Genomic DNA, 23,209 nt, shown 5'->3' on the forward strand with positions numbered 1-23,209 from the left:
ATAGCGCCGCCGAAAAAGCAATGACGCAAAGGTCACACCGCCTTGCGAATCCAGACCTTATTGTCGTGGAAAGCGGCGCCGCCATAAGGCGCGGGCGAATCTGCGCCGGTGATGGTGTTGATGCCACGGCCGCCGCGATGCGCGCCGTTCGGCCAGATCGATTCGGCGATGACGACGCCGCGCACCAGGCCGTCGAACAGCACCGCGTCGAGCTCGACCGTGCCGCGCCGGTTGCCGACCGTGACATGGTCGCCCGCGGCGACGCCGAGCGCCGCCGCGTCAAGAGGATGCAGCATCAAGGTCGGCGCGCCCTCCTTCTTCTGCGAGGTCGGCGTTTCGGTGAAGCTGGAGTTCAGGAAATTGCGGGCCGGGCTCGTGGCGAGCCGGAACGGATGCTCTTCATCCGCCTGCTCGATCACATCCCAATGATCGGGCAGCGAGGGCAGCGCCTCATGCGGACCGACAAGACCCTCGTTGCTGTTCGGCACCTTGGTCCAGTCCGGCTTGAAGCGAAACCTGCCGTCACGCCAGCCGAAGCCCTTGAGATAATGCGCCGTCTCGAAATCCGGCTGCACGTCGATGAAATCATTGGCGACCAGCTCCTCGAGCGTGCCGCGGCCGGTCTCCCGCAATGTCCAGTCGACAAGCTCACGCGGCGTCATGCCGAAGCCGCGATGCTCGGCGCCGAGGCGCTGCGCCAGGGCGCAGATCACCTCATGGTTCGAGCGGCATTCGCCCGGCGGGTTGACGAGCTTGCCGCCCCACATGATGTGCTGGTGGCCGCCGCCCTGGTAGAGGTCGTCATGCTCCATGAACTGCGTCGCCGGCAGCACGATGTCGGCCATCTGCGCGGTCTCGGTCATGAACTGCTCGTGCACGACGGTGAAGAGGTCGTCGCGCGCGAAGCCGCGTTTCACCAGCTCCTGCTCGGGCGCGACCGTGACCGGGTTGGTGTTCTGGATGAACAGCGCCTTGACCGGTCCGCCCTGGCGCAGCGCCTGCGCATCGCCGGTGAGGACGCGGCCGATCTGCGACTGGTCGAGCTGACGGACATTGCGGTCGACCTTGTCGAGGCCCTCGATCAGGCCCTTGCGCCATTTGTAGATGCCGCTGTTCGAGTGGAAGGCGCCGCCGCCCTCGTGCTGCCAGGCCCCCGTCACGGTCGGGATGCAGGAGGCAGCGTGGATGTTTACCGCGCCGTTGCGCTGGCGGGCGAAGCCGTAGCCGAGCCGGAAAAAGCTCTTCTTGCGCGTGCCGACGAGGGTGGCGAATTCCTCGATCTCGCCGACGCTGAGGCCGGTGATCGCCGTCGCCCATTCCGGCGTGCGGGTGGCAAGATGGGCTTCCAGCTCCTCCGGCGCATCGGCGAAGCGAGCAAGATAGTCGCGGTCGGCATGGCCGTCGCGGAAGAGCACATGCATGACGGCGCAGGCGAGCGCACCGTCTGTGCCGGGCTTGAGCACGAGCGGCAGATCAGCCTGGTCGAGCGTGGCGTTGCGATAGATGTCGATCGCGACGATCTTCGCTCCGCGCTCCTTCCGCGCCTTGACGGCGTGGTGCATGACGTTGACCTGCGTGTGCACCGGGTTGGTGCCCCAGATCACCACGCAATCCGACTTCGCCATCTCGCGCGGATCCGGGCCGGCGAGCCGGCCGGTGCCGGCGATGAAGCCGGTCCAGGCGGTGGTCGTGCAGATCGTCGAGAACTGGCCGGAATAGCGCTTGGCGTGGCGCAGGCGATTGATGCCGTCGCGCATCACGAGGCCCATGGTGCCGGCATAGTAATAGGGCCAGACCGCCTCGGCGCCGTGCTCGGCCTCGATCGCGAGGAAACGCCTGCCGATCTCGTCCAGCGCCTCGTCCCAGGAGATGCGCTCGAAGGCACCGGAGCCCTTCGGGCCGGTGCGGCGCAGCGGATGCAGCAGCCGGTCCGGGTGATGGATGCGCTCGGCGTAGCGGGCGACCTTGGCGCAGATCACACCGTCCGTGTAGCTCTGGCGCTTGTTGCCGCGGACACGGCCGATCGTCCGGCCGTCGATGACCTCGACCTCGAGCGAGCAGGCCGAGGGGCAATCATGCGGGCAGACCGAAGGCAGGCGCGCGATACGAGGAAGCTCTGTCATGCCTCCTTCCTAGAACAGGTCCAGGGTTGGCGGAAGCGGGGCGGTTGCATTGCCCTGCGGCGGCAGGGCAAGGTGCGGGTCACCGGCGGCTGGGGATTCGGCCGGGCCATCAGCCATACGAGCAGCGGTGCCGCTGGCGGTTGCTCGTCAACTCCGGGTTAAGACTAATGATTCAAGTTGACCGCATCCGAGTAGTCCAAGGCGCTCACGCGCCGGAGTTCTGACGATGCGTTGCGTTGCGTTCCTTGCCGGCCTTGCGGCCGCATGCCTTTCCCTGGCGCTGACCGCCCCGGCGAAGGCACAGTCCTCCCAGTATGCGCAATACACCTCGCCCGAGCAGGTGCAGAACTGGCACCTGACGCTGGGCGCCGGCCTGCGCTACCAGCCGGACTATTCCGGATCGAACGACTACGTCTTCCGGCCGCGGCCAATCATCTCGCTGGGGCGCGGCACCAAGAGCACCTGGTGGACCTCCGAGGACGACGCGATCAGCATCGGCTTCTTCTCCGGCCAGGCCTGGCGCGTCGGCTTTTCCGGCAACCTGCTCTGGCAGCGCAAGGCCGATACCAATGTCGCCCTGCGCATCATGGGCGTGCCCGACACCAAATTCGGTGCCGAGGCCGGCGCCTTCGTCGAGTTCTATCCGACCTCCTGGCTGCGCACCCGCATCGACCTGCGCCGCGGCATCGTTGCCCATGACGCGATGGTCGCCGAGGCCAAGGTCGACGTGTTCCAGCGCATCGGGTCGTGGTCGCTCGGCGTCGGCCCGCGCATGACCATTGTCGGCGCCGACTATGTCCGCACCTATTTTGGCGGCACGACCGCGGGCACCGGCGGCCTGCTGCAGCGCTACAATGCCGGCGTGCACTCGATCGGCGCGATCGCGCAGGCGACCTATCACTGGTCCGACAAGCTGCAGACCACCGCCTATGTCGAATACAAGCGCCTGATGGGCGACGCCGCCAAGGCGCCGATCGTCAAGGCCTTCGGCGACCGCGACTCCGTCACCTTCGGCATCTCGGCGAGCTACGCCTTCGATCTCGGGTTCTGACATCCCGGCCGAGCTGGTACGATTGCCGTCCGGGCATAGGCCCGGACGGCAATCCTGCTTTTCGTAGAGCGCAAGCGGCCACCTGAGCAGCCGGAGAAACCAACAGAAAAAAGATGAATCCATTGCCGGCAAACGCAGATTCTGGAATACGATATTCATTACGTTAGGTTATTCTAAAATTTTTATTTCCACAAACATGTCATATGACATGGATAAATCGGCACGATGCCGCATCACATTTATGTCAAGCTATCGTCCGACCTAGCCAGGTTAGATTTTTGTGCTTAGGCTGCCTTACGGCATAGATGATGTCGCACCTCGCTTGACAGGCCGCGATCTCTTTATCGCGAGGAGAGTGGCAAGATGTTCAAGGGCAAGGGTATCGTCCTGCTGCGGAACAGGCCGCTCATCCAGGTGCGGTACTGGTATGAACTCTCGCGGCTCGGCGACGTCTGGGAAGGTTACGTGACGGCCGATATGCGCGGTCTTGATCGCGATCTCTTTTACAGTCCGCTGTCGCTGAAATGCCTATCGGGCCAGTTTCTTGATCTGCGGATTACTGCCTATAGCGACGAGATGGCGAGCTTCAAGGGAACTTCGCTGGCATTGAAGCGCGCATCCGTGCCCGCCCCCTGCGACAGCGCGGCGGCCGACCGATACCCTGCTATGGCCTGAGTATCGCAACAAGGGATGCGATTGCGCCCCTTGTTGCCTTGTCATCGCGAGCGAGCCGCCTTGGGCGCGCTCCGGGATGGCTGATCAGCCGACGATCTCGTTGCCAGCGAAGAACTGGGCGATCTCGATCGCGGCGGTCTCCGGCGCGTCCGAGCCGTGCACGGTGTTCTCGCCGACCGACTGGGCGAAGAGCTTGCGGACGGTACCCTCGGCGGCATTGGCCGGGTTGGTCGCGCCCATCACCTCACGGTACTTGGCGATCGCGTCCTCGCCTTCGAGGACCTGCACGACGACCGGGCCCGAAGTCATGAACTCGACGAGCTCACCGAAGAAGGGGCGCTCCTTGTGGACGGCGTAGAAGGTCTGCGCCTGCGCCGTGGTCATCTGGATGCGCTTCTGCGCGACGATGCGCAGGCCGGCCTTCTCGATGACCGCGTTGACCGCGCCGGTGAGATTGCGCTTCGTCGCGTCGGGCTTGAGAATGGAGAAGGTACGCTGGACAGCCATCGTTGTGATCCTTGCGGGAAAATCGGGAATGCGGCGCGCTTATAGCGGCGCCCTCCCCGGGCCACAAGGCTGAGACGGCCGGTTTGCGCTTCAATGCCGGGTCAGGAACCTGCGCGCCTCGCGCAGCGCCTCGGCGACCTCGTCACGGCTCATCTCGAGCGCGAGCTCGGTACGGTGCGCCGCGGCCCGGGCGCAGCCCTTGGCGAAGGCGACGTTGAACCAGGTCTGCGCCGCGACCAGATCGACCGGGCCGGAGCGGCCCGATGCATGCATCAGGCCGAGCTCGTAATAGGCGTCGGCGGAAGCTTCCATCGGGATCGCCAGCGAGGCCGGGATCGCGCTCATTTCCATGCGTGCCATGACAAACTCTCCCTGTTTTCCTTCGATGCCGGCCCGTCTGGAGGCCGCAACTCGTGAGGAGAGGTTCGGGCCGGGCAGTAAAACAACCCGCTAAATTTTGAGATGAATCGAAGCTCAACGAGTCGCAAACGAGCGGTTAAAACAAGATTCGATTCAGATTCATCGGGTCAATTCATCAGCAATTTCAATAGGATCGGAATCCGGCAGCGACCGGCGCGTCAACCTGCGATTCACCTTGCCCCAAGGTCAGCGCGACGAGCGGCCCTTCATGACTTGCCATCTTGGAAGCCGGCGCTGGTTCGGATATGGTTTACATCTGAACCATCTGAGCGACGAAGATCGCCATCCTTAGGAGGAACGCCATGGCCATTCGCCCCATCATCACCGCTGCCGGGCTGCTGCTCGCACTCGCCGTTCCCGCGGCGGCGCAGGACGTCACCGGCACCTGGCTGCGCGACACCGGCGCCTCGAAGGTGCGCTTCACCAAATGCGGCGAGGCGATGTGCGGCACGATCTCCTGGCTCAAGGAGGCCAATGGCCCCGCGAAGGTCGGCCAGCGCATCTTCTACGACATGAAGCCGGCCAGTGCCGGCAAGTGGAACGGCAGCGCCTTCAACCCGGAGGACGGCAAGACCTATTCCGGCACGATGTCGCTTTCGGGCGACACGCTAACCACCTCCGGCTGCGTCATGGGCGGGCTGATCTGCCGCTCCGTGAAGTGGTCGCGCAGCAACTGAAACCAGGCTCGAGCGTCATGGTCGGGCTTGTGCCGACCATCCACGCCTTTGCTTCGCCGCTCGCATGCGACGTCAGAGACGTGGATGCTCGGCACACGGCCGAGCATGACGACAGTGCCAAGTCGGCGCCTCAGCGCGCCTTCTGGCCGAACAGCACCGCCTTTTCCTCCGGCGTCGAGATGCCGGCCGGGTTGCGCAATTCCTCGGCGACCTTGAGGCCGCGCTTCACGGCGGGACGGGCCAGCACCGTGTCGAGCCAGCGCCCGACATTGGGGAACTGCTTGATGTCCTGGCCCTGGCGCTCCCAGCCGCGGGCCCAGCCGACGCAGGCCATGTCGGCGATCGAATAGTCGTCGCAGATGTAGTCGCGGCCTTCGAGACGCTTGTTCAGCACACCATAGAGGCGGTTGGCCTCGTTGGTGTAGCGGTCGATCGCGTAGGGCACCTTCTCCGGCGCGTAGATGCGGAAATGGTGGGTCTGGCCGAGCATCGGGCCGAAGCCGCCCATCTGCCAGAACAGCCACTCGTCAACGGCGACGCGGCCGCGCTCGTCGGTCGGATAGAACTGTCCGGTCTTGCGGCCAAGATATTGCAGGATCGCGCCGGATTCGAATACCGAGATCGGCTTTCCGTCCGGCCCCTCGGGATCGACGATCGCCGGCATGCGGTTGTTCGGCGAGATCGCCAGGAACTCCGGCTTGAACTGGTCGCCCTTGCCGATGTTCACCGGGATGACGTTGTAGGGCAGCCCCGTTTCCTCGAGCATGATGGAAATCTTCCAGCCGTTCGGCGTCGGCCAGTAATGGAGATCGATCGGCTTGCCCTGCACTGCTGCCATGTCCCAGTCCTCGCGGGTTGTTGCGGGTCGACAGGACATCTAGGTCGCGGGTCCGGCCAGCGTAAGCGCCGGCGCCGTGCGCCCGGAGCGGGCGCGGCATGCGGGCAGCGCGTTTACAACGCCAGCTTGAAGCCTTCGTGGGTCTGGCTGAAGCCGATGCGAAGGTAGAAGCGATGCGCCGCCTCGCGCGCCTTGTCCGAGGTGAGCTCGACGAGGCCGGCGCCCTTCCGGCGGGCGACCGCGACGGCATGGGCGACCATGGCCTCGCCGACGCGCCGGCCGCGCAGGTCGGGGTGAACGTGGACGCTTTCGAGCTTGGCGCGCTTGCGACCGCGATAGGCCAGGCCCGGGATCAGCGTGAGCTGCAAGGTGCCGACGACCTTGCCGTCGAGCTCGGCGACGAAGAGCGTGTTGTAGGGGCTGGCGTCGACTTCCGCGAAGGCAGCGAGATAGGCCGGGTTCTGCGCCTCCTCCTCGATCTCGGCGAGCGTGCGCGTCTGCGTGGCGGCGCCCAGCATGATCAGGGTGGCGATGCATGGAACGTCCTCGCGCCGCGCCTCGCGCATGGTCACAGCGGCATGATCGGCTGCCTCGGCCATCGTCGTCTCCATCAGGAATCCGCCAGGAGCGCTCAGATCATAACGAGCCGCTTGGCCATGATCAGCGTATTGGGCGTGTCCTCGCGTCCGTCGAAGCGGGCCTGACGCTGGAGGAAGAAGCCCATGCGCTCGTAGAACGCGATGGCGAGCTCGTTCTGGCTCTCGACCTCCAGCCGGGCCACCGGCGCATCGGGAAAGCAGGCGAGCGCGACCTGCAGCAATGTGCGTCCTATGCCCTCGCCCTGCCGCGCCGGCGATACATAGAGCCTCGTCAGCATCGCCGCCCGGTCTGGCTCGCTCCGGGCGGAGGCGGTGCCGACAATCTCCTCGCCCAGAAGCGCAACCAGGAAGACGCCGCTGTCGCGGCCGAGCTGGGCTGCGAGCGCATCGAGCGAGTGCCAGGCATTGGTGATCTCGGCGACGCGGCGCCAGCCATAGATGCCGTCATAGGCGTCGTGCCAGGTCTCGACCAACAGCGAGCGGACCGCCGGCAGATCGGCGGTCTCAGCATCGCGGATGATCAAGTCCTTCTGCGTCACTCGATGCCCAGCTTCTTCTTCAGGATCTCGTTCAGCGCCTGCGGATTGGCCTTGCCGCCCGAGGCCTTCATCGCCTGGCCGACGAACCAGCCCAGCATGGTCGGCTTCGCCTTGACCTGCTCGACCTTGTCCGGGTTAGCGGCGATGATCTCGTCGACCGCCTTCTCGATCGCGCCGGTGTCGGTGACCTGCTTCATGCCGCGGGCCTCGACGATCTCGCGCGGATCGCCGCCCTCGGTCCAGACGATCTCGAACAGGTCCTTGGCGATCTTCCCGGAGATCACGCCCTCGCCGATCAGGTCGACGAGACCGCCGAGCTGCGCCGCCGAGACCGGCGAGGCCGAGACGTCCTTGCCTTCCTTGTTGAGGCGGCCGAACAGCTCGTTGATCACCCAGTTCGCGGCTGCCTTGCCGTCGCGGCCCTTGGCGACCGCCTCGAAATAGTCGGCCTGATCGCGCTCGGCGACGAGCACCGAGGCGTCGTAGGGTGAGAGCCCATATTCGGCGATGAAGCGGCCTTTCTTGGCGTCGGGCAGCTCCGGCAGCTGCGCCTTCAGCCCGGCGACGAAGGCGTCGTCGAATTCGAGCGGCAGCAGGTCCGGATCGGGGAAATATCGGTAGTCGTGCGCCTCTTCCTTGGAGCGCAACGAGCGGGTCTCGCCCTTGCCGGGATCGTAGAGGCGGGTCTCCTGATCTATCGTGCCGCCATCCTCGATGATGCCGATCTGACGGCGGGCCTCGACCTCGATCGCCTGGCCGATGAAGCGGATCGAGTTGACGTTCTTGATCTCGCAGCGCGTGCCGAAGGGCGCGCCGGGCTTGCGCACGGAGACGTTGACGTCGGCGCGCAGGTTGCCCTTCTCCATGTCGCCGTCGCAGGAGCCGATATAGCGCAGGATGGTGCGCAGCTTGGAGACATAGGCCTTGGCCTCGTCGGCCGAACGCAGATCCGGCTTGGAGACGATCTCCATCAGCGCCACGCCCGAGCGGTTGAGATCGACGAAGCTCATGGTCGGGTGCTGGTCGTGCATCGACTTGCCGGCGTCCTGCTCGAGGTGCAGGCGCTCGATGCCGACGCTGATCTGCTCGGTCGGCGACAGGTCGACCGCGATCTCGCCCTCGCCGACGACCGGATGCTTGTACTGGCTGATCTGGTAGCCCTGCGGCAGATCGGGGTAGAAATAGTTCTTGCGGTCGAAGACCGAGCGCTTGTTGATCTGTGCGTTGAGGCCGAGCCCGGTGCGGACCGCCTGGCGCACGCATTCCTCGTTGATCACCGGCAGCATGCCCGGCATCGCCGCGTCGATGAGGCTGACATGGGCGTTCGGCTCGCCGCCGAAAGCGGTCGAGGAGCCCGAGAACAGCTTGGCGTTGGAGGTAACCTGCGCGTGGATTTCGAGGCCGATCACGATTTCCCAGTCGCCGGTCGCACCCTTGATCAGCTTCTTCGGGTCGGCGGGACGGACATGCGCATTCATGAGGGGACTTCCACGAGATGTTGCTGCTGACGCTGTGGCGTGCGTCCCTCAGGTAGAGCTTCGGCCCGTCGCCAGCAAGCGCCTGTTGTACCGGTTTCAGCCCGCGATGGAGCGAACATGGCCTGTTACGGTGAAAATTGCAGCAAAATGTCGAGTGAAGAAACTTGACAATCGTCAGTATGATGGAGTTGTTGCGCATTGGCCGGAAACCGTGAAGGTTGCGCCGCGCCCGCATTTTCGGAGTTTCACATGATCCGCCGCTCCAGCCGGGCCATTGTTGCCCTGGCGGCCCTGCTCCCGGCCCTTTCAGCCGAGGCCCTCGCTCAAGGTGCACCGCCGGCTCCGCCGGTGACGGTCGCGACCCCGCTCGCCAAGCGCGTCACCAACTGGGACGAGTTCACCGGGCGCTTCGAAGCGAGCGAACAGGTCGAGGTCCGCGCCCGCGTCTCCGGCTTCCTCGATTCGGTGCACTTCCGCGACGGCGACCTGGTCAAGGCCGGCGACCTGCTCTTCACCATCGACCAGCGGCCCTACAAGCTTGCCGTCGATGCGGCCAGAGCCGAGGTGGCGCGCGCCAAGGCACAGGTCGACCTCAACCAGAACGAGGTCGAGCGCGCCGAGGCGCTGACGCAGAACCGCACCATCACCGCCCGCGACATCGACCAGCGCCGTGCCAACCTCAACGGCGCGATCGCCAGCCAGCAGGCGGCCGAGGCCAATCTGAAGACGGCCGAGCTCAACCTCGAGTGGACGCAGGTCCGCGCGCCGCTCGCCGGCCGCGTCTCGAACAAGCGCGTCGACCAGGGCAACCTGATCGCCGGCGGCCAGTCGGGCGCGACACTGCTGACCACGATCGTTGCCGTCGATCCGATCAAGTTCGTCTTCGACGCCTCGGAGGCCGACTATCTGCGCTATGCAAAGTCGCAGGATCTGCGCAAGCCCGGGACGCCGGTACGCGTGCGGCTTTCGAGCGAAACCAAATGGGACCGGGAAGGCAAGATCGACTTCGTCGACAACGCATTGAACGCCCGCTCGGCGACGATCCGGACCCGCGCCGTCTTCCCGAATCCCGACGGGCAGCTGACGCCTGGGACCTTCGGGCGGCTGCGCCTCTTCGCCGGCGAAGGCGACGCGTTGCTGGTGCCGGATGCGGTCATCGTCTCCGACCAGGCCAACAAGATCGTGTTCACGGTCGGCGCCGACAACAAGGTGGTGCCGAAGCCGGTTCAGCTCGGCGCGATCAGCGACGGGCTGCGCGTCATCACCAAGGGCCTCGCTGCGAGCGACAAGGTGATCGTGAACGGCATCGCCAATCCGATGGTGCGCCCGGGCGTCGCCGTGACGCCGCAGCCGACGGAGATCAAGGCCGCCGCTGCCAACTGACGGCCACAACAGGCCGCACCAAGAGTGGATGGCATTGTCCGTCCGCCCTGCCCAAGCCTTCGTATTCGCCGCAATTTTGAACGGAAAACTGGTCTCCACTTTTCCTGGAATTGCTTAAGGCCAGGACCATCGCATGTTCCGCTTCGCCCATTTCTTCATCGACAGGCCGATCTTCGCGACCGTGCTCTCGGTGCTGCTGACGATCGCCGGCGCCATCACGCTGCGCACCCTGCCGATCGCAGAGTATCCCGAGATCGCGCCGCCGACCGTCACGATCACCGCGAACTATCCGGGCGCCTCGGCCGAGGTCGTCGCCTCGACGGTGGCCGCGCCGATCGAGCAGGAAGTCAACGGCGTCGACGACATGCTCTACATCTCGTCGCAGTCGACCGGCGACGGGCGCGTGACGATCAACGTCGTCTTCAAGGCCGGCACCGACGTCGACCAGGCTCAGGTGCTGGTGCAGAACCGCGTTTCCGCGGCCGAGCCGCGCCTGCCGCAGGAAGTCCGCACGCTCGGCCTGCAGGTCCGCAAGGCCTCGCCGGACTTCCTGATGGTCATCCACATGCTGTCCCCGGACGGCTCGCGCGACCAGCAATACGTCTCGAACTACACCACGCTGAACGTCAAGGACGTGCTGACCCGCGTCGAGGGCGTCGGCGACGTCCAGGTCTTCGGTGCGCGCGACTATGCGATGCGCGTCTGGCTCGACCCCGCCAAGGTCGCGGCACGCAACCTGACCGCAGGCGATGTCGTCGCCGCGATCCGCGCCGCCAACATCCAGGTCGCGGCGGGTGCGATCAACCAGCCGCCGGCGAAGTCGGACGGGGCCTTCCAGCTCTCGGTCAACACGCTCGGGCGCCTGACCAGCATCGACGAGTTCTACAACATCGTCGTCCGCTCGGATGCCGACGGCGGCACGATCCGCGTGCGCGACATCGCCCGGGTCGAGCTCGGCGCGCAGGACTACCTGTCGAACTCCTATCTCGACAACAAGGAGGCCGTCGCGATCGGCGTCTTCCAGCGCCCCGGCACGAACGCGCTGGCTGCCTCGGAAGCGCTCATCAAGACGATGGAGACGCTGTCGAAGAGCTTCCCGGCCGGCGTGGAGCACACCATCGTCTACAACCCGACCGAGTTCATCAGGGAATCCGTCTCGGCCGTCGTCGCGACCCTGCTCGAAGCGATCGTGCTGGTCGTGATCGTGGTGATCCTGTTCCTGCAGACCTGGCGCGCCGCGATCATCCCGATCATCGCGATCCCGGTCTCGCTGGTCGGCACCTTCCTGATCATGAGTGCGGTCGGGATCTCCTTCAACACGATCTCGCTGCTGGCGCTCGTGCTGGCGATCGGCATCGTCGTCGACGACGCGATCGTCGTGGTCGAGAACGTCGAGCGCTATCTGGCGCAGGGAATGAGCGCGGTCGACGCAGCACACAAGACGATGGACGAGGTCGGCGGCGCGCTGCTGGCGATCGCCCTCGTGCTCTGCGCCGTGTTCATTCCGACCGCCTTCATCACCGGTCTGCAAGGCACGTTCTACCAGCAGTTCGCGGTCACGATCGCGGCCTCGACGGCGATCTCCTGCTTCGTCTCCCTGACCCTGTCGCCGGCCCTGGCCGCAATCCTCCTGAAGCCTCACAGCCATGAGGAGCCGAAGGGCTTCCTGGCGGTGCTGAGTGCGCCGCTGCGCTGGTTCTTCAAGTACTTCAACAAGGCCTTCGACTGGCTCTCGCACGCTTACGGCTCGGCGACCTCGCGCCTGATCCGCTTCGGCGTGATCATGCTGCTGGTCTATGCGGGCCTGATCGCGGTCGCCGGCCAACGGCTCGCGGCAATCCCGACCGGCCTCGTCCCACAGCTCGACCGCGGCTACTTCATAGCGGTCTTCCAGTTGCCGCCCGGCTCGTCTCTGCCCCGAACCGATGCCGTCATCCGCAAGGCGACCGATGTCCTGCTGTCACGGCCGGGCGTCGCCCATGCCGTCGCCTTCGCCGGCCTCGACGGCGCGACCTTCACGCTCGCCCCGAATGCCGGTGTCGCCTTCGTCACGCTGACCGACTTCAAGGAGCGGGCCAAGCAGGGGCTTACCACCCAGGGCATCCTCAACGACCTGCGCACCCAGCTGTTCTCGATCGGCGAGGCTTTCGCCCTGATCATCGAGCCCCCGGCGGTTCCCGGCATCGGCAATGGCGGCGGTCTCAAGGGTTATGTCCAGGATCGTGGCGGCAAGGGCCTGGCAGCGCTGGAAGGCGCGACCTGGGCCGTGGCCGGGACAGCCGGCCAGACGCCCGGCATCCAGCAGCCGTTCACGCTGTTCTCGACCAAGACGCCGCAGATCTATGCCGATATCGACCGCACCAAGGCGGAGATGCTCGGCGTCCCAGTGACACGCGTGTTCGAGACGCTGTCGATCTATATGGGCTCGGCCTATGTGAACGACTTCAACATCCTTGGCCGCACCTTCCGGGTCACGGCCCAGGCCGACAACCCCCAGCGTCTCGACATCCGCGACGTCGCCGATCTGAAGACGCGCAATGCCGATGGCGAGATGGTGCCGATCGGCTCGGTGGCGACCTTCTCGGACACGACCGGCGCCTATCGCGTGCCGCGCTACAACCTCTATCCGGCGGCTGAAGTGCAGATGTCGATGGCGCGCGGGTATTCGACCGGCCAGGGCATCGCGGCGGTGGAGAAGATCGCGAACCAGGTGCTGCCGGCCGGCTTCGGCTTCGAATGGACCGAGATCGCGCTGCAGGAGAAGCTCGCCGGCAATACCGCGATCATCGCCTTCGGCCTCGCCGTCGTCTTCGTCTTCCTCTTGCTGGCGGCGCTGTACGAGAGCTGGACCCTGCCGCTGGCGGTCATCCTGATCGTGCCGATGTGTATCCTCGCGGCGATGATCGGCGTCGGCTACAAGGACTTCGACCGCAACGTGCTCGTCGATATCGGCCTTGTCGTGCTCGTCGGCCTCGCGGCGAAGAATGCGATCCTGATCGTCGAGTTCGCCAAGCAGGCCGAGGACGAAGGCATGAGCCGGCGCGATGCCGCGATCGCGGCAGCCCGGACCCGGCTGCGGCCGATCCTGATGACCTCGCTGGCCTTCATCCTCGGCGTTCTGCCGCTCACGACGTCTGTCGGCGCCGGCGCGGAAATGCGGCAGGTGCTGGGTATCGCGGTGTTCTCCGGCATGATCGGCGTCACGCTGTTCGGCCTGCTGTTCACCCCGGTGTTCTACGTCGTGGTGCGCTGGCTCGCCTCGCTCGGCGGCAAGAAGAAGCCGGCCGAGCCGAAGCAGGCGACGCCACAGGCGCACTGACGAGCTAACACGATGAACGCCGCCACCATCATCATCGGCATGGTGGTGGCGGTCGTTCTCCTGCTCGTCGCGGGCAATGCGCTCGCTTCGTACAAGCGCCTGCGCCGGGCGGAGTTCATCCGGCGCTACCCCTGGCCACGGGGGCTCCTCGACAAGCTCGCCCAGCAGCACCCCGGCTTCACCCGCAAGGAGTCGGCGCTGGTCTCCGAGGGCCTGCGCCAATTCTTCCTGGCCTACCTCAATTCCGGGCGGCGCGAGGTCGCGATGCCCTCGCAGGTCGCGGACGATCTCTGGCACGAGTTCATCCTCTACACCCGCGACTACGGCCGATTCTGCAACCAGGCCTTCGGGCGCTTCCTGCATCACACGCCGGCCGTCATGCTGCGCGAGGGCGCGCGGCGCGACAATTCGGCCCTGCGCCGCGTCTGGTGGCAATGCTGCCGCGACGAGAACATCGACCCGGTCCGCCCGACGCGCCTGCCGCTGCTCTTCGCGCTCGACACCAAGCTCAGGATCGCAAACGGCTTCGTCTATGCGCCCGATTGCGAGGCGCTGCGGCGCAATGGCGACCGCGGCACGCAATGCGGCGGCGATTTCTCGAGCTCTTCCATCGACGGAGGCACGGACGGCTTCGGTGACAGCAGCAGTTCCTCCGGTGACGCCAGCTCCGACAGCGGCGGCGGCGATGGCGGGGGCTGCGGCGGCGGAGGCGGCGACTGAGTAGCGGCTCAGTTCTGCTTGATCTTCGAGCCCTTGATCACGACATCGGAACTCGCCGTCGCATTGATCTTGCCGCTCGCCTTGATCGTGACGTCCTTGCCCTTGAGGTCGACGGAGCCATCCTTCTTCAGGTTGAGTTCGGCCGAACCGGTGTCGAGCAGGATGCTGTCGGCAGCTTTCACCACGAGCGCCTTGCCGCTGGCGATCTCGAAGTCCTTGCTGCTGTCGAGATCGATGCTGACCGCAGCCGCAACCTCGAAGGCGCGCGTCGCCAGGCTGATCTCGCGATTGGCGTTCATGCTCAGCGCAGTGCCCGCGATGATGCCGATGCTCGTGCCCGCAGTCGTTCGGACGGCGTTGCCGACATTCACGACATAGGCCGAGCCCACGGACGTGCGGAAATTGCTCCCGACGGTCAGCGCGAGTTCGGCACCGACATTGACGGTGCAGGTGCCGCCGACGGAGATCGAGAGCCCGGCCGGGGCCGTGATCGCGACCGCGCCACCGCGCCCGACATTGAAGGCTTGCAGCAAAGCTGCGAGTTGCGCCTCGAGGACGGCGATCCGCCGGCTCAGCGCCTCGACTTCCGGCGTAGCCATGAATTCGTCCCCCCTTCTTTCGGGCGCAGCCAGCCCAATCTATCACAAACCGCTGCGGCTCGTGACGCACTATCCCTTTGCGCCACGAAACCAGTCCAACTCCGTCGGCGTATCAGAGCATCGCATAGAGAAGGCTGACCTAAGTGACTGCACGCCCTGCCCTGTTCTGGTTCCGCGACGATCTACGCCTGTCCGACAATCCAGCGCTGAGAGCGGCGAGCGAGCACGGCCCTCTCACCTGCGTCTACATACTCGACACGTCGACGGAGCGCCGGGCGCTCGGCGGCGCTGCGCGCTGGTGGCTGTCGCGTTCCTTGCAGGCACTGTCGGACGCCATCGCAGCGAAAGGCGGCGAACTGCTGATCCTGCGCGGCGATCCGGCAGAGCTCTTGCCCGATGTCGTCGAGCGCACCGGCAGCGGCTATGTCGCCTGGAACCGGCGCTATGACCGCGCCGCGATCGCGCTCGACAAGGCGCTCAAGGCCGAGTTGACCGAGGCCGGCGTCGCGGTCGAGAGCTTCAACGCCAACCTGCTCAACGAACCCTGGCAGGTTAAGACCAAGGCGGATGGACCATTCAAGGTGTTCACGCCCTATTGGCGCGCCGTGCGCGAAAGCGGCGAGCCGTCGGCGCCGCTCCCTGCCCCAGCCAGACTGAGCAGAGCCAGGCTGCCAGCGGCCCTGCGTGAACAGACTCTCACGGTCGCAGGTCTCGCTCTGGAGCCGACGACGCCCGACTGGGCCGGTGGGCTGCGTGAAGCCTGGACACCGGGCGAGGATGGGGCGCGAGATCGGCTCGACACGTTCCTCGACGAGACGATCGCCGGCTATCGCGAGGCCCGCGACCTGCCGGACCGGCTGTCGACCTCGCGGCTGTCGCCGCACCTACGCTTCGGCGAGATCAGCCCGCGCCAGATCTGGCATGCGACCCGTGCTGCAGAGGAGGCAGGCAGAACGCCGGGCTCGGCCAGCGATGTCGAAAAATTCTTCAGCGAGATCGGCTGGCGCGAATTCTCCTACCATCTGCTCTTCCACAATCCCGAGCTCGCCAGCGTCAACTATGATCGCCGTTTCGACGCGATGTCCTGGGAGACCGACGAAGCCGGCCTGGCGGCATGGCAGAAGGGCCTGACCGGCTATCCGATCGTCGATGCTGGCCTGCGCGAGCTTTGGCAGACTGGCTGGATGCACAACCGCGTCCGAATGATCACGGCCTCCTTCCTGATCAAGCATCTGCTGACCGACTGGCGTGCCGGCGAAACCTGGTTCTGGGACACACTGGTCGATGCGGACCCCGCCAACAATCCGGCGAGCTGGCAATGGGTCGCCGGCTCCGGCGCCGATGCGGCTCCTTATTTCCGCGTCTTCAACCCGGTGACACAGGGCGAGAAATTCGATCCGAAGGGCGCTTATGTCAGGCGCTTCGTTCCCGAGTTGGCAGAGCTGGACGACAAGTTCATCCACCGTCCATGGGATGCACCTGCGGGCGAACTGAAAAAGTCTGGGATCCTCCTCGGCAGCGACTATCCGAAACCAATCATCGCCCTCGACTTCGGCCGCCAGCGCGCCCTCGACGCCTTCGCTGCCCTTCGTTCGGAATAGCTGACCGCCATGACATCGCCTCCGGCCTCCTTCGTCACGCAAGCCTCGCTCGCTGCCGACCTGTCCCGGCTCGGCCTCGCGCCCGGCGACGCGGTCATGGTCCACGCCGCCGTGAGCAAGGTCGGCCGCCTGCTCGACGGCCCCGACACGATCATTGCCGCGCTGTGCGACGCAGTCGGCCCCCAGGGCACGGTCCTCGCCTATGCCGACTGGGAAGCGCGTTACGAGGACCTCTTGGACGACGAAGGCCGCGTTCCGCCGGAATGGCGCGAGCATATCCCGCCCTTCGACCCGCAGCGTTCGCGCGCGATCCGCGACAATGGCGTGCTGCCGGAGTTCCTGCGGACCACGCCGGGCGCGCTGCGCAGCGGCAATCCCGGCGCCTCGCTCGTGGCGCTCGGCGCGAAGGCGGAGTGGTTCACCGCCGACCACCCGCTCGACTACGGCTATGGCGCGGGCTCGCCATTGGCGAAGCTGATCGAAGCGGGCGGCAAGGCGCTGATGCTCGGGGCGCCGCTCGATACGCTGACCCTGCTGCACCATGCCGAACATCTGGCCGACATACCCGGCAAGCGCATCCGGCGGCTAGAGGTCCCGCTGGCTACGCCGACCGGTGCGCAGTGGCGCATGATCGAGGAGTTCGACACCAGCGACCCGATCGTGGCGGGGCTGGACGATGACTATTTTGCGGGGATCGTCACGGAATTCCTTGCCGCCGGCGAGGGCCGGCAAGGCCTGATCGGCGCCGCTCATTCCGTGCTGGTCGAGGCTGCGGCAATCACCGCCTTCGGCGTCGATTGGCTGGAATCACGGTTCGGCTCGTCCTAACTTCGATTATGAGCTTCCTGGCGCAAGCCATTGGGTCAGGAATCTTCCGCGGTCAGACCGCGCCGTCACGCCGGCCGCCGCGATGCTCTCCGGCCAGTCTGCGCACCATCCAGAAATAGACCGGATAGGGCAGCAGCCGCAGCGCCTTCATCAGCCAGGCAAGTCGGCGGGGAAAGGCGACTTCGAAGCCGCCGCGGGCGAAGCCGTCGACGACCCGCGCCGCCGCTTCGTCGAGCGTCAGCATGAACGGCATCGGAAAGCTGTTGCGCTTGGTCATCGCCGTGTCGACGAAGCCGGGGTTGACCAGCTGCAGGCGGATGCCTTGCCGCTCGCAATCGAACCTCAATGCTTCGCAAAGATGGATCGCGGCGGCCTTGGAAGCGCCGTAGGCCGCTGCGCCCGGCAGACCGCGATAGCCCGCCAGCGAGGCATTGACCGCGATCTGGCCCTTGCCGCGCGAGGCCATGCGTTCGGCGACTGCGGCGGCCCCACGCACGACACCGACGAGATTGACCGCGAAAACCTGCTCGAAAGCCGCGACGTCGATCAGGCCCGGCCCATTGCGCGGGGCGATGCCGGCATTGAGGAAGGCGAGCGCGATCGGCCCATGCACGCTCTCGATGCCTTCGACCACCGCCGCCATCGCGGCGGGATCGACGACATCACCAACATGGGCGACGATCCGTCCCGGCAACCCGTCTGCTCCGAGCGCCAGCGCCTCGAGCTTGTCGAGCCGGCGCGCAGTCGCCGCGACCGTCCAGCCGCGGCGCGCCAGCTCCAGCGCCACGGCCGCGCCGATCCCCGAACTCGCCCCGGTCACCCAGGCGATGCCGTCCTTGGGCTGCATGCGCGGCGGGGTCATGTTCCGTTCGGGCCTCCATGCCGCGGCAGTCCTGGCCGGACCCTAGTGATGCGGAGGCCGCAGCGGAAGCCCTGCCAGCGGCATCTCCGCCTGGCTACCCACCATCTTTTCCGCACCGGCCGCGCCTGCGATAACCTCGGGCGATGAAGGAGATCGCGATGCCGACCGAATTGCTGTTCCGAGACGACGCCTATCTCACCGAGACGCCCGCGACCGTCGTCGCGATCAACGAGCGCGGCGGCATCGAGCTCGACAGGACCGTATTCTACGCCACCGGTGGCGGCCAGCCGGGCGATGCCGGCATCCTCGTCCGCAGCGACGGCACCGAGATCACGATCGGCACGGCGATCTACAATCCCGAGGACAAGAGCCGCATCCTGCATGTCCCGCTTGAAGGCCAAGGCACGCCCGCTGTCGGCGAGACCGTGACGGCGAAGCTCGACTGGGAACGCCGGCTGAAACGCATGCGCATCCACACCGCGCTGCATCTGCTCAGCGTTGTCCTGCCCTATCCGGTCACCGGTGGCGCGATCGGCGATAGCGGCGACGGCCGGCTCGATTTCGACATTCCCGAGGGCGGTCTCGACAAGGCGGAGTTGACCGAGAAGCTCGGCGCATTGGTGGCCAAGAACGCCGCGATCAGCGAGCGCTGGATCACCGACGAGGAGCTCGATGCCAATCCCGGCCTGGTCAAGACCATGTCGGTCAAGCCGCCACGCGGCTCGGGGCGAGTCCGGCTGGTCTCGATCGAGGGCATCGACCTGCAGCCCTGCGGCGGCACGCATGTGCGCAACACCGCCGAGATCGGCGCGGTCGTGGTCACCGACGTCGAGAAGAAGGGCAAGCAGAACCGGCGCGTGCGCATCGCGCTAGTGTCGTGATTTCGAAGTTCGCTTTCGTTCGATATCAAGTGACGCGCGAACTTCGAAATCAAAAAACGACACTAGAAAACCTATGAGTTGCCCGTGTCCCCTATGATTCTGAAATTCGCTCCGCGCTTGATATCTGGCAGTGGCGAATTTCAGAATCGGGACACTGGCTTGAGCTTTCCGCCATAACATTATGAAAACAGACTCTTTCGAGGACCCGCGCATGGCCCGCAACGATATCTTCGTCTCCACGCAATGGCTGGCCGAGCGGCTCGACGCCCCCGACATCGTCGTGCTCGACGGCTCGTACTACCTGCCGGCTCAGAACCGCGATGCGGACGCTGAATATGCGCAGCAGCGCATTCCTGGCGCAGTGCGCTTCGACATCGACGCGGTCAAGGACAAGAGCTCGAGCCTGCCGCACATGCTGCCGCGGCCGGACGCCTTCGCCGCCGCGGTCGGCGCCATGGGCATCGGCGACGGCATGCGCATCGTCGTCTATGATGGGCTCGGCCTGTTCTCGGCGCCGCGCGTGCGCTGGACGTTCCGTACCTTCGGCGCCAAGGACGTCGTCATCCTCGATGGCGGCCTGCCGCAATGGCTGGCCGAGGGCCGGCCGGTCGAAGACGGCCCGCCACGGCCGCGGGCGCCGCGCAGCTTCACCGCCAGGCTCGACCATTCCGCCGTCGCCGACGCCCATGACATCGAGCGCGCCATCGCGAGCAATTCGGCCCAGGTCGTCGATGCGCGCGCTGCCGATCGCTTCCGAGGCGAAGCGCCGGAGCCGCGCCCCGGCCTGCGCTCCGGCCACATTCCCGGCTCTCTCAATCTGCCCTCCTCGGCGTTGGTGGCGGACGGCAAGCTCAAATCGCCCGAAGCCATCCTCGCCGCCTTCAAGGATGCCGGCGTCGATCTCGACCGGCCGGTGATGACGACCTGCGGCTCGGGCGTCTCCGCCGTGATCCTGTCGACGGCGCTGGAATCGATCGGCAAGCCGACCCGCGCCGTCTATGACGGCTCCTGGTCGGAATGGGGCGCGAGCGACCGTCCCATCGCGACCGGGCCGGCGAAGGGCTGAAGCTTCAGAAAACCGACCAGCCAGTGCGCTCGACCAGGCGTTCGAGCGCGAGCGCACCGACATGCGAGGTGCCGGCGGCGTTGAGGCCGGGCGACCAGACCGCGATCGCCGCCTGCTTCGGCACGATGGCGAGGATGCCGCCGCCGACGCCACTCTTGCCGGGCAGGCCGACCTTGAAGGCGAATTCGCCGGACGCGTCGTAATGGCCGCAGGTCATCATCAGCGCCTTGACGCGGCGCGCCCGCGCCGGGCGGCAAACCACGGCGCCGGTCAAGGGATCCACGCCGTCACCGGCGAGGAAGAGACCGGCGCGGGCGAGCTGGACGCAGCTCAGGCTCAGCGCGCATTGATGGAAATAGACATCGAGCACCTCGGCGACCGGATTCTTCAGATTGCCGAAGGCGCGGATGAAATTGGCGAGGCTGGCATTGCGGAAGCCGGTCTGTGCTTCCGAGCCCGCCACTTCCTGGTCGATCGCGACCGCACGATCGCCCGAGCATTTGCGCAGGAAGGCGAGGATCTCGGCCGCCGTCTTCCTCGGGGTCCGGCCGGTCAGCAGCGCATCGGTGACGACCAGCGCTCCGGCATTGATGAACGGGTTGCGCGGCACGCCGCGCTCCTGCTCGAGCTGGACGATGGAATTGAATGGCGATCCCGACGGCTCGCGCCCGACCCGGTGCCAGAGCCGGGCACCGACCCGCTCCAGTGCCAGCGTCAGGGTGAAGACCTTGGAGATGCTCTGGATCGAGAACGGGACATTGGCGTCGCCTGCCTGCGCACGCTCGCCGGAGCAGGTGACGACGGCGAGCCCGAAACGGCGCGGATCGACCCGCGACAAGGCCGGGATGTAGTCGGCGACCTTGCCGGCGCCGATATGCTCGGCCATGTCGGCATGAACGCTCGCGACGATGTCCGACAGGTTGCGCATGTCCGAACTCCGCCACGGCCTGGTCAAGGTGACCTTGGCATTCGTCCGACCCTGCCGCAATCGCGGCGGAGAGAGCTTGGCAAAGTCCCTGCCCCTGCGCATGCTGCCGCCCGTGCCGGGGAGCCACGCATGACCTATTGCCTCGGGATCCTGCTGCCGTCGGGCCTGATCCTCGCCTCCGATTCGCGCTCCAGCGCCGGCGTCGACCAGATCGCGGTGGTGAAGAAGCTCGCTCTGTTCGAGGTGCCGGGCGAGCGCGTGATCGCGATCCTCTCGGCCGGAAACCTGGCGACGACGCAGGCCGTGATCACGATGATCAGGCAATACACCCGCCATAAGCAGGATAGCGCCGCAGGCGGCGAGAACCGCGACATCCTGGCGGCGCGGACCATGTTCGACGTAGCGCAGATCGTCGGCGGCGTGCTGCGCGAGGTGCTGCGGCTCAATCGCAGCTTCGTCGAACCCTATGGCGATCCGAACGGTTCCTTCATCGTCGCCGGCCAGATCGCCGGCGAGCCGCATCGCCTCTTCCAGGTCTATTCGGCCGGCAATTTCGTCGAGGCCTCCGGGCGCACGCAGTTCCTGCAGCTCGGCGAGACAAAATACGGCAAACCGATCCTCGACCGGGCGCTGCAGGAGGCCAGCGGCCTCGACGAGGCGGCCAAGCTCGCTCTGCTGTCCTTCGATGCGACGGTGCGGTCGAACCTCTCGGTCGCACCGCCGATCGACCTCTTGCGCTACGAGGCCGACAGCTTCTCGACCAAGCATCTCGCCAAATACGACAGCCACCATCCCTACTGGGCCGATTTGCGCCAGCGCTACAGTGACGGGCTCAGCGCGCTGGTCGCGAGCCTGCCGGCGCCGGATTTCCCCGCCTGACTACTGCAGCAGCGCGACCATCGCCGCGTAGCCGCGGCGGCGGGCATGATCGAGCGGGGTTGCACCATCGCGATCGGCGAGGTCGCGCCGTGCACCTGCCGCGATCAGTGCCCTCACCGTCTCGACATGGCGCGGCCCGCCATTGCCGAGGATCACCGCCTCGATCAGGGCGGTCCAACCGAGATTGTTGACATGGTCGAGCGGCGCGCCGGCCGCGATCAGTTCGCGCACCACCCCGTCATGGCCGAGATGAGCGGCCGCGATCAGAGCCGTGCCGAGATAGGGGCTGGTGATGGCGCGCGGGTCGCCACCGATGGCGAGCGCAGTGCGCATGGTCTCGATATCGTCAGCGACCGCCGCGATGGTGATCGCGTCATAGGCGCGGTTGTCGAGCGCGCGCGGATCGGCTCCCGCCTTGGCGAGCTCCTGCATCGCCTCGCGCTGGCGGGCATGGGCGGCGGCCAGCAGTGCGGTGCGGCCCTCGCCGTCGCGGGTTTCGAGGCCGCGGCCGGCCGCGATGGCCTGCCGGAGGGCTGCAAGATCGCCACGATAAGCCGACAGGTGCAGCCCGTCATAGGCTGACACCTCTGCCAACGATGGCGGAACCTGAGCACCGGCAGTCCCGCCCGCGCTCACTGCCAAGGTGATGAACAGCGCCGAAAATCCATTTCGGCAAACGTTCGCCCCGCGTCGTTTCGTCCCAGGCATCTGTCCTTTATCCGCCACTTCGCCCGAACGGCGCGAAAAATCGCATCTTGCACAAATTAAGGTCAGCCCTGCTGTCCCTTCCCTCTTGCAGGCCGGCCCGAAGCGCCCTATCTCTTGTGCACCGCAGCAGCGATGTTGCGGCGCCCTCCTTGGGCGTTTCCTCCCTAGACTTGGGCCTGCGCTCCGGCGTGGGCCTTTTTCTTTTGCGGGAAGGCTAGCCCGGCCGGCATCGGCCACGCAACGATCAATCGATCGCGATCATCACGTCGGAAGTCTTCACCACGGCATAGGCCTGTCGCCCGACTGCGAGCTTGAGCTCGTCGACCGCGGCATTGGTGATCGCCGAGAGACGATGGCGCCGCCGAGATCGAGCTTCACATGGGCGGTGATCGAGCCCTTCACGATCTCGACGATGGTGCCCTTGAGCTGGTTGCGGGCGGAAATCTTCAGTCTGGTCTGCCCGATCTGACATCCTCGCCAAGTCCGCACCGGGCGGACTCGACCTTTGGTCGCGCGCCGTTATATTCG

Annotated in this window: 22 protein-coding genes and 1 pseudogene; 11 read left to right on the forward strand and 12 right to left on the reverse strand. The window is 66.1% G+C overall.

Translation table 11 applies throughout. The annotated features are described in order from the left end of the window. Nucleotides 1-32: 32 nt before the first annotated feature. Nucleotides 33-2,123, reverse strand: a complete 2,091-nt coding sequence (locus BMZ21_RS03250) for a molybdopterin-containing oxidoreductase family protein (RefSeq protein WP_091829677.1) — start codon at nt 2,121-2,123, stop codon at nt 33-35. A 226-nt stretch (nt 2,124-2,349) separates the two neighbouring features. On the opposite strand from BMZ21_RS03250, the gene BMZ21_RS03255 reads away from it, so the two are divergent. After that, nucleotides 2,350-3,174, forward strand: coding sequence for a MipA/OmpV family protein (locus BMZ21_RS03255; RefSeq protein ID WP_091829679.1), 825 nt, complete (start codon nt 2,350-2,352; stop codon nt 3,172-3,174). Nucleotides 3,175-3,537: 363 nt separating this feature from the next. Next, entirely contained in the window at nt 3,538-3,849 is a 312-nt protein-coding gene (locus tag BMZ21_RS03260; RefSeq protein ID WP_091829681.1) for a hypothetical protein, read from the forward strand. A gap of 84 nt (nt 3,850-3,933) precedes the next feature. Here BMZ21_RS03260 and ndk read toward each other — a convergent pair whose 3' ends face one another. Continuing rightward, nucleotides 3,934-4,356 carry a nucleoside-diphosphate kinase gene (gene ndk / locus BMZ21_RS03265; protein ID WP_057192434.1) on the reverse strand — a complete coding sequence of 141 codons (423 nt, stop codon included), beginning with the start codon at nt 4,354-4,356 and terminating at the stop codon, nt 3,934-3,936. Between the two features lie 90 nt (nt 4,357-4,446). Next, nucleotides 4,447-4,716, reverse strand: coding sequence for a sel1 repeat family protein (locus BMZ21_RS03270; RefSeq protein WP_244543676.1), 270 nt, complete (start codon nt 4,714-4,716; stop codon nt 4,447-4,449). Between the two features lie 362 nt (nt 4,717-5,078). Between BMZ21_RS03270 and BMZ21_RS03275 the strand changes: the two genes are divergently transcribed. After that, nucleotides 5,079-5,453 (forward strand): DUF2147 domain-containing protein, encoded by a 375-nt coding sequence (locus BMZ21_RS03275; protein ID WP_091829685.1) that lies wholly within the window; start codon nt 5,079-5,081, stop codon nt 5,451-5,453. Nucleotides 5,454-5,583: 130 nt separating this feature from the next. On the opposite strand, the gene BMZ21_RS03280 is transcribed toward BMZ21_RS03275, so the two are convergent. The 4 genes from BMZ21_RS03280 to gatB form a co-directional block, all read right to left on the reverse strand. Further along, nucleotides 5,584-6,291 carry a glutathione S-transferase N-terminal domain-containing protein gene (locus BMZ21_RS03280; protein WP_091829687.1) on the reverse strand — a complete coding sequence of 236 codons (708 nt, stop codon included), beginning with the start codon at nt 6,289-6,291 and terminating at the stop codon, nt 5,584-5,586. A 113-nt stretch (nt 6,292-6,404) separates the two neighbouring features. Next, nucleotides 6,405-6,890 carry a GNAT family N-acetyltransferase gene (locus BMZ21_RS03285; protein ID WP_091830561.1) on the reverse strand — a complete coding sequence of 162 codons (486 nt, stop codon included), beginning with the start codon at nt 6,888-6,890 and terminating at the stop codon, nt 6,405-6,407. A 32-nt stretch (nt 6,891-6,922) separates the two neighbouring features. Further along, entirely contained in the window at nt 6,923-7,429 is a 507-nt protein-coding gene (locus tag BMZ21_RS03290; RefSeq protein ID WP_158673221.1) for a GNAT family N-acetyltransferase, read from the reverse strand. Then, the gene (gene gatB / locus BMZ21_RS03295; RefSeq protein ID WP_091829691.1) at nt 7,426-8,907 is read right to left on the reverse strand and encodes an Asp-tRNA(Asn)/Glu-tRNA(Gln) amidotransferase subunit GatB; all 1,482 of its coding nucleotides are present in this window, start codon (nt 8,905-8,907) and stop codon (nt 7,426-7,428) included. Before gatB ends, BMZ21_RS03290 begins: the two co-directional genes overlap by 4 nt. 249 nt (nt 8,908-9,156) lie before the next feature. On the opposite strand from gatB, the gene BMZ21_RS03300 reads away from it, so the two are divergent. The 3 genes from BMZ21_RS03300 to BMZ21_RS03310 all read left to right on the forward strand — a co-directional run bounded on the left by BMZ21_RS03300 (nt 9,157) and on the right by BMZ21_RS03310 (nt 14,329). Then, nucleotides 9,157-10,290 (forward strand): efflux RND transporter periplasmic adaptor subunit, encoded by a 1,134-nt coding sequence (locus tag BMZ21_RS03300; RefSeq protein WP_091829693.1) that lies wholly within the window; start codon nt 9,157-9,159, stop codon nt 10,288-10,290. 133 nt (nt 10,291-10,423) lie between these two features. Beyond that, nucleotides 10,424-13,609 (forward strand): efflux RND transporter permease subunit, encoded by a 3,186-nt coding sequence (locus BMZ21_RS03305; RefSeq protein WP_091829695.1) that lies wholly within the window; start codon nt 10,424-10,426, stop codon nt 13,607-13,609. 12 nt (nt 13,610-13,621) lie between these two features. Continuing rightward, nucleotides 13,622-14,329, forward strand: a complete 708-nt coding sequence (locus BMZ21_RS03310) for a glycine-rich domain-containing protein (RefSeq protein ID WP_091829697.1) — start codon at nt 13,622-13,624, stop codon at nt 14,327-14,329. Nucleotides 14,330-14,337: 8 nt separating this feature from the next. On the opposite strand, the gene BMZ21_RS03315 is transcribed toward BMZ21_RS03310, so the two are convergent. Next, a complete protein-coding gene (locus tag BMZ21_RS03315) occupies nt 14,338-14,928 on the reverse strand; it encodes a DUF2345 domain-containing protein (RefSeq protein ID WP_091829699.1) in 591 nt (196 codons plus the stop codon). A gap of 143 nt (nt 14,929-15,071) precedes the next feature. Between BMZ21_RS03315 and BMZ21_RS03320 the strand changes: the two genes are divergently transcribed. Both BMZ21_RS03320 and aac(3) read left to right on the forward strand, forming a co-directional pair. Next, the gene (locus BMZ21_RS03320; protein WP_091829701.1) at nt 15,072-16,529 is read left to right on the forward strand and encodes a cryptochrome/photolyase family protein; all 1,458 of its coding nucleotides are present in this window, start codon (nt 15,072-15,074) and stop codon (nt 16,527-16,529) included. Between the two features lie 9 nt (nt 16,530-16,538). Beyond that, nucleotides 16,539-17,357, forward strand: a complete 819-nt coding sequence (gene aac(3), locus BMZ21_RS03325; protein ID WP_091829703.1) for an aminoglycoside 3-N-acetyltransferase — start codon at nt 16,539-16,541, stop codon at nt 17,355-17,357. Nucleotides 17,358-17,409: 52 nt separating this feature from the next. Here the strand turns inward: aac(3) and BMZ21_RS03330 are convergent, their stop codons facing one another. Further along, a complete protein-coding gene (locus BMZ21_RS03330; RefSeq protein WP_091829705.1) occupies nt 17,410-18,219 on the reverse strand; it encodes an SDR family NAD(P)-dependent oxidoreductase in 810 nt (269 codons plus the stop codon). Nucleotides 18,220-18,377: 158 nt separating this feature from the next. Between BMZ21_RS03330 and BMZ21_RS03335 the strand changes: the two genes are divergently transcribed. Next, nucleotides 18,378-19,100 (forward strand): alanyl-tRNA editing protein, encoded by a 723-nt coding sequence (locus BMZ21_RS03335; RefSeq protein ID WP_091830563.1) that lies wholly within the window; start codon nt 18,378-18,380, stop codon nt 19,098-19,100. A gap of 211 nt (nt 19,101-19,311) precedes the next feature. Then, nucleotides 19,312-20,166, forward strand: coding sequence for a 3-mercaptopyruvate sulfurtransferase (gene sseA, locus BMZ21_RS03340; protein ID WP_091829707.1), 855 nt, complete (start codon nt 19,312-19,314; stop codon nt 20,164-20,166). A gap of 4 nt (nt 20,167-20,170) precedes the next feature. On the opposite strand, the gene BMZ21_RS03345 is transcribed toward sseA, so the two are convergent. Continuing rightward, on the reverse strand, nt 20,171-21,094 hold the full coding sequence (locus BMZ21_RS03345) for a glutaminase (RefSeq protein ID WP_091829709.1): 924 nt from the start codon (nt 21,092-21,094) through the stop codon (nt 20,171-20,173). Between the two features lie 129 nt (nt 21,095-21,223). Between BMZ21_RS03345 and BMZ21_RS03350 the strand changes: the two genes are divergently transcribed. After that, on the forward strand, nt 21,224-21,973 hold the full coding sequence (locus BMZ21_RS03350; protein ID WP_091829711.1) for a proteasome-type protease: 750 nt from the start codon (nt 21,224-21,226) through the stop codon (nt 21,971-21,973). On the opposite strand, the gene BMZ21_RS03355 is transcribed toward BMZ21_RS03350, so the two are convergent. After that, a complete protein-coding gene (locus tag BMZ21_RS03355; RefSeq protein WP_244543708.1) occupies nt 21,974-22,558 on the reverse strand; it encodes an ankyrin repeat domain-containing protein in 585 nt (194 codons plus the stop codon). It abuts the gene before it with no gap. A 367-nt stretch (nt 22,559-22,925) separates the two neighbouring features. Further along, nucleotides 22,926-23,086: pseudogene (locus tag BMZ21_RS03360) on the reverse strand (TOBE domain-containing protein). Nucleotides 23,087-23,209 lie beyond the last annotated feature (123 nt).

Origin of the sequence: Allobosea lupini (assembly GCF_900109525.1) — a bacterium.
GTDB classification, from domain to species: Bacteria; Pseudomonadota; Alphaproteobacteria; order Rhizobiales; family Beijerinckiaceae; genus Allobosea; species Allobosea lupini.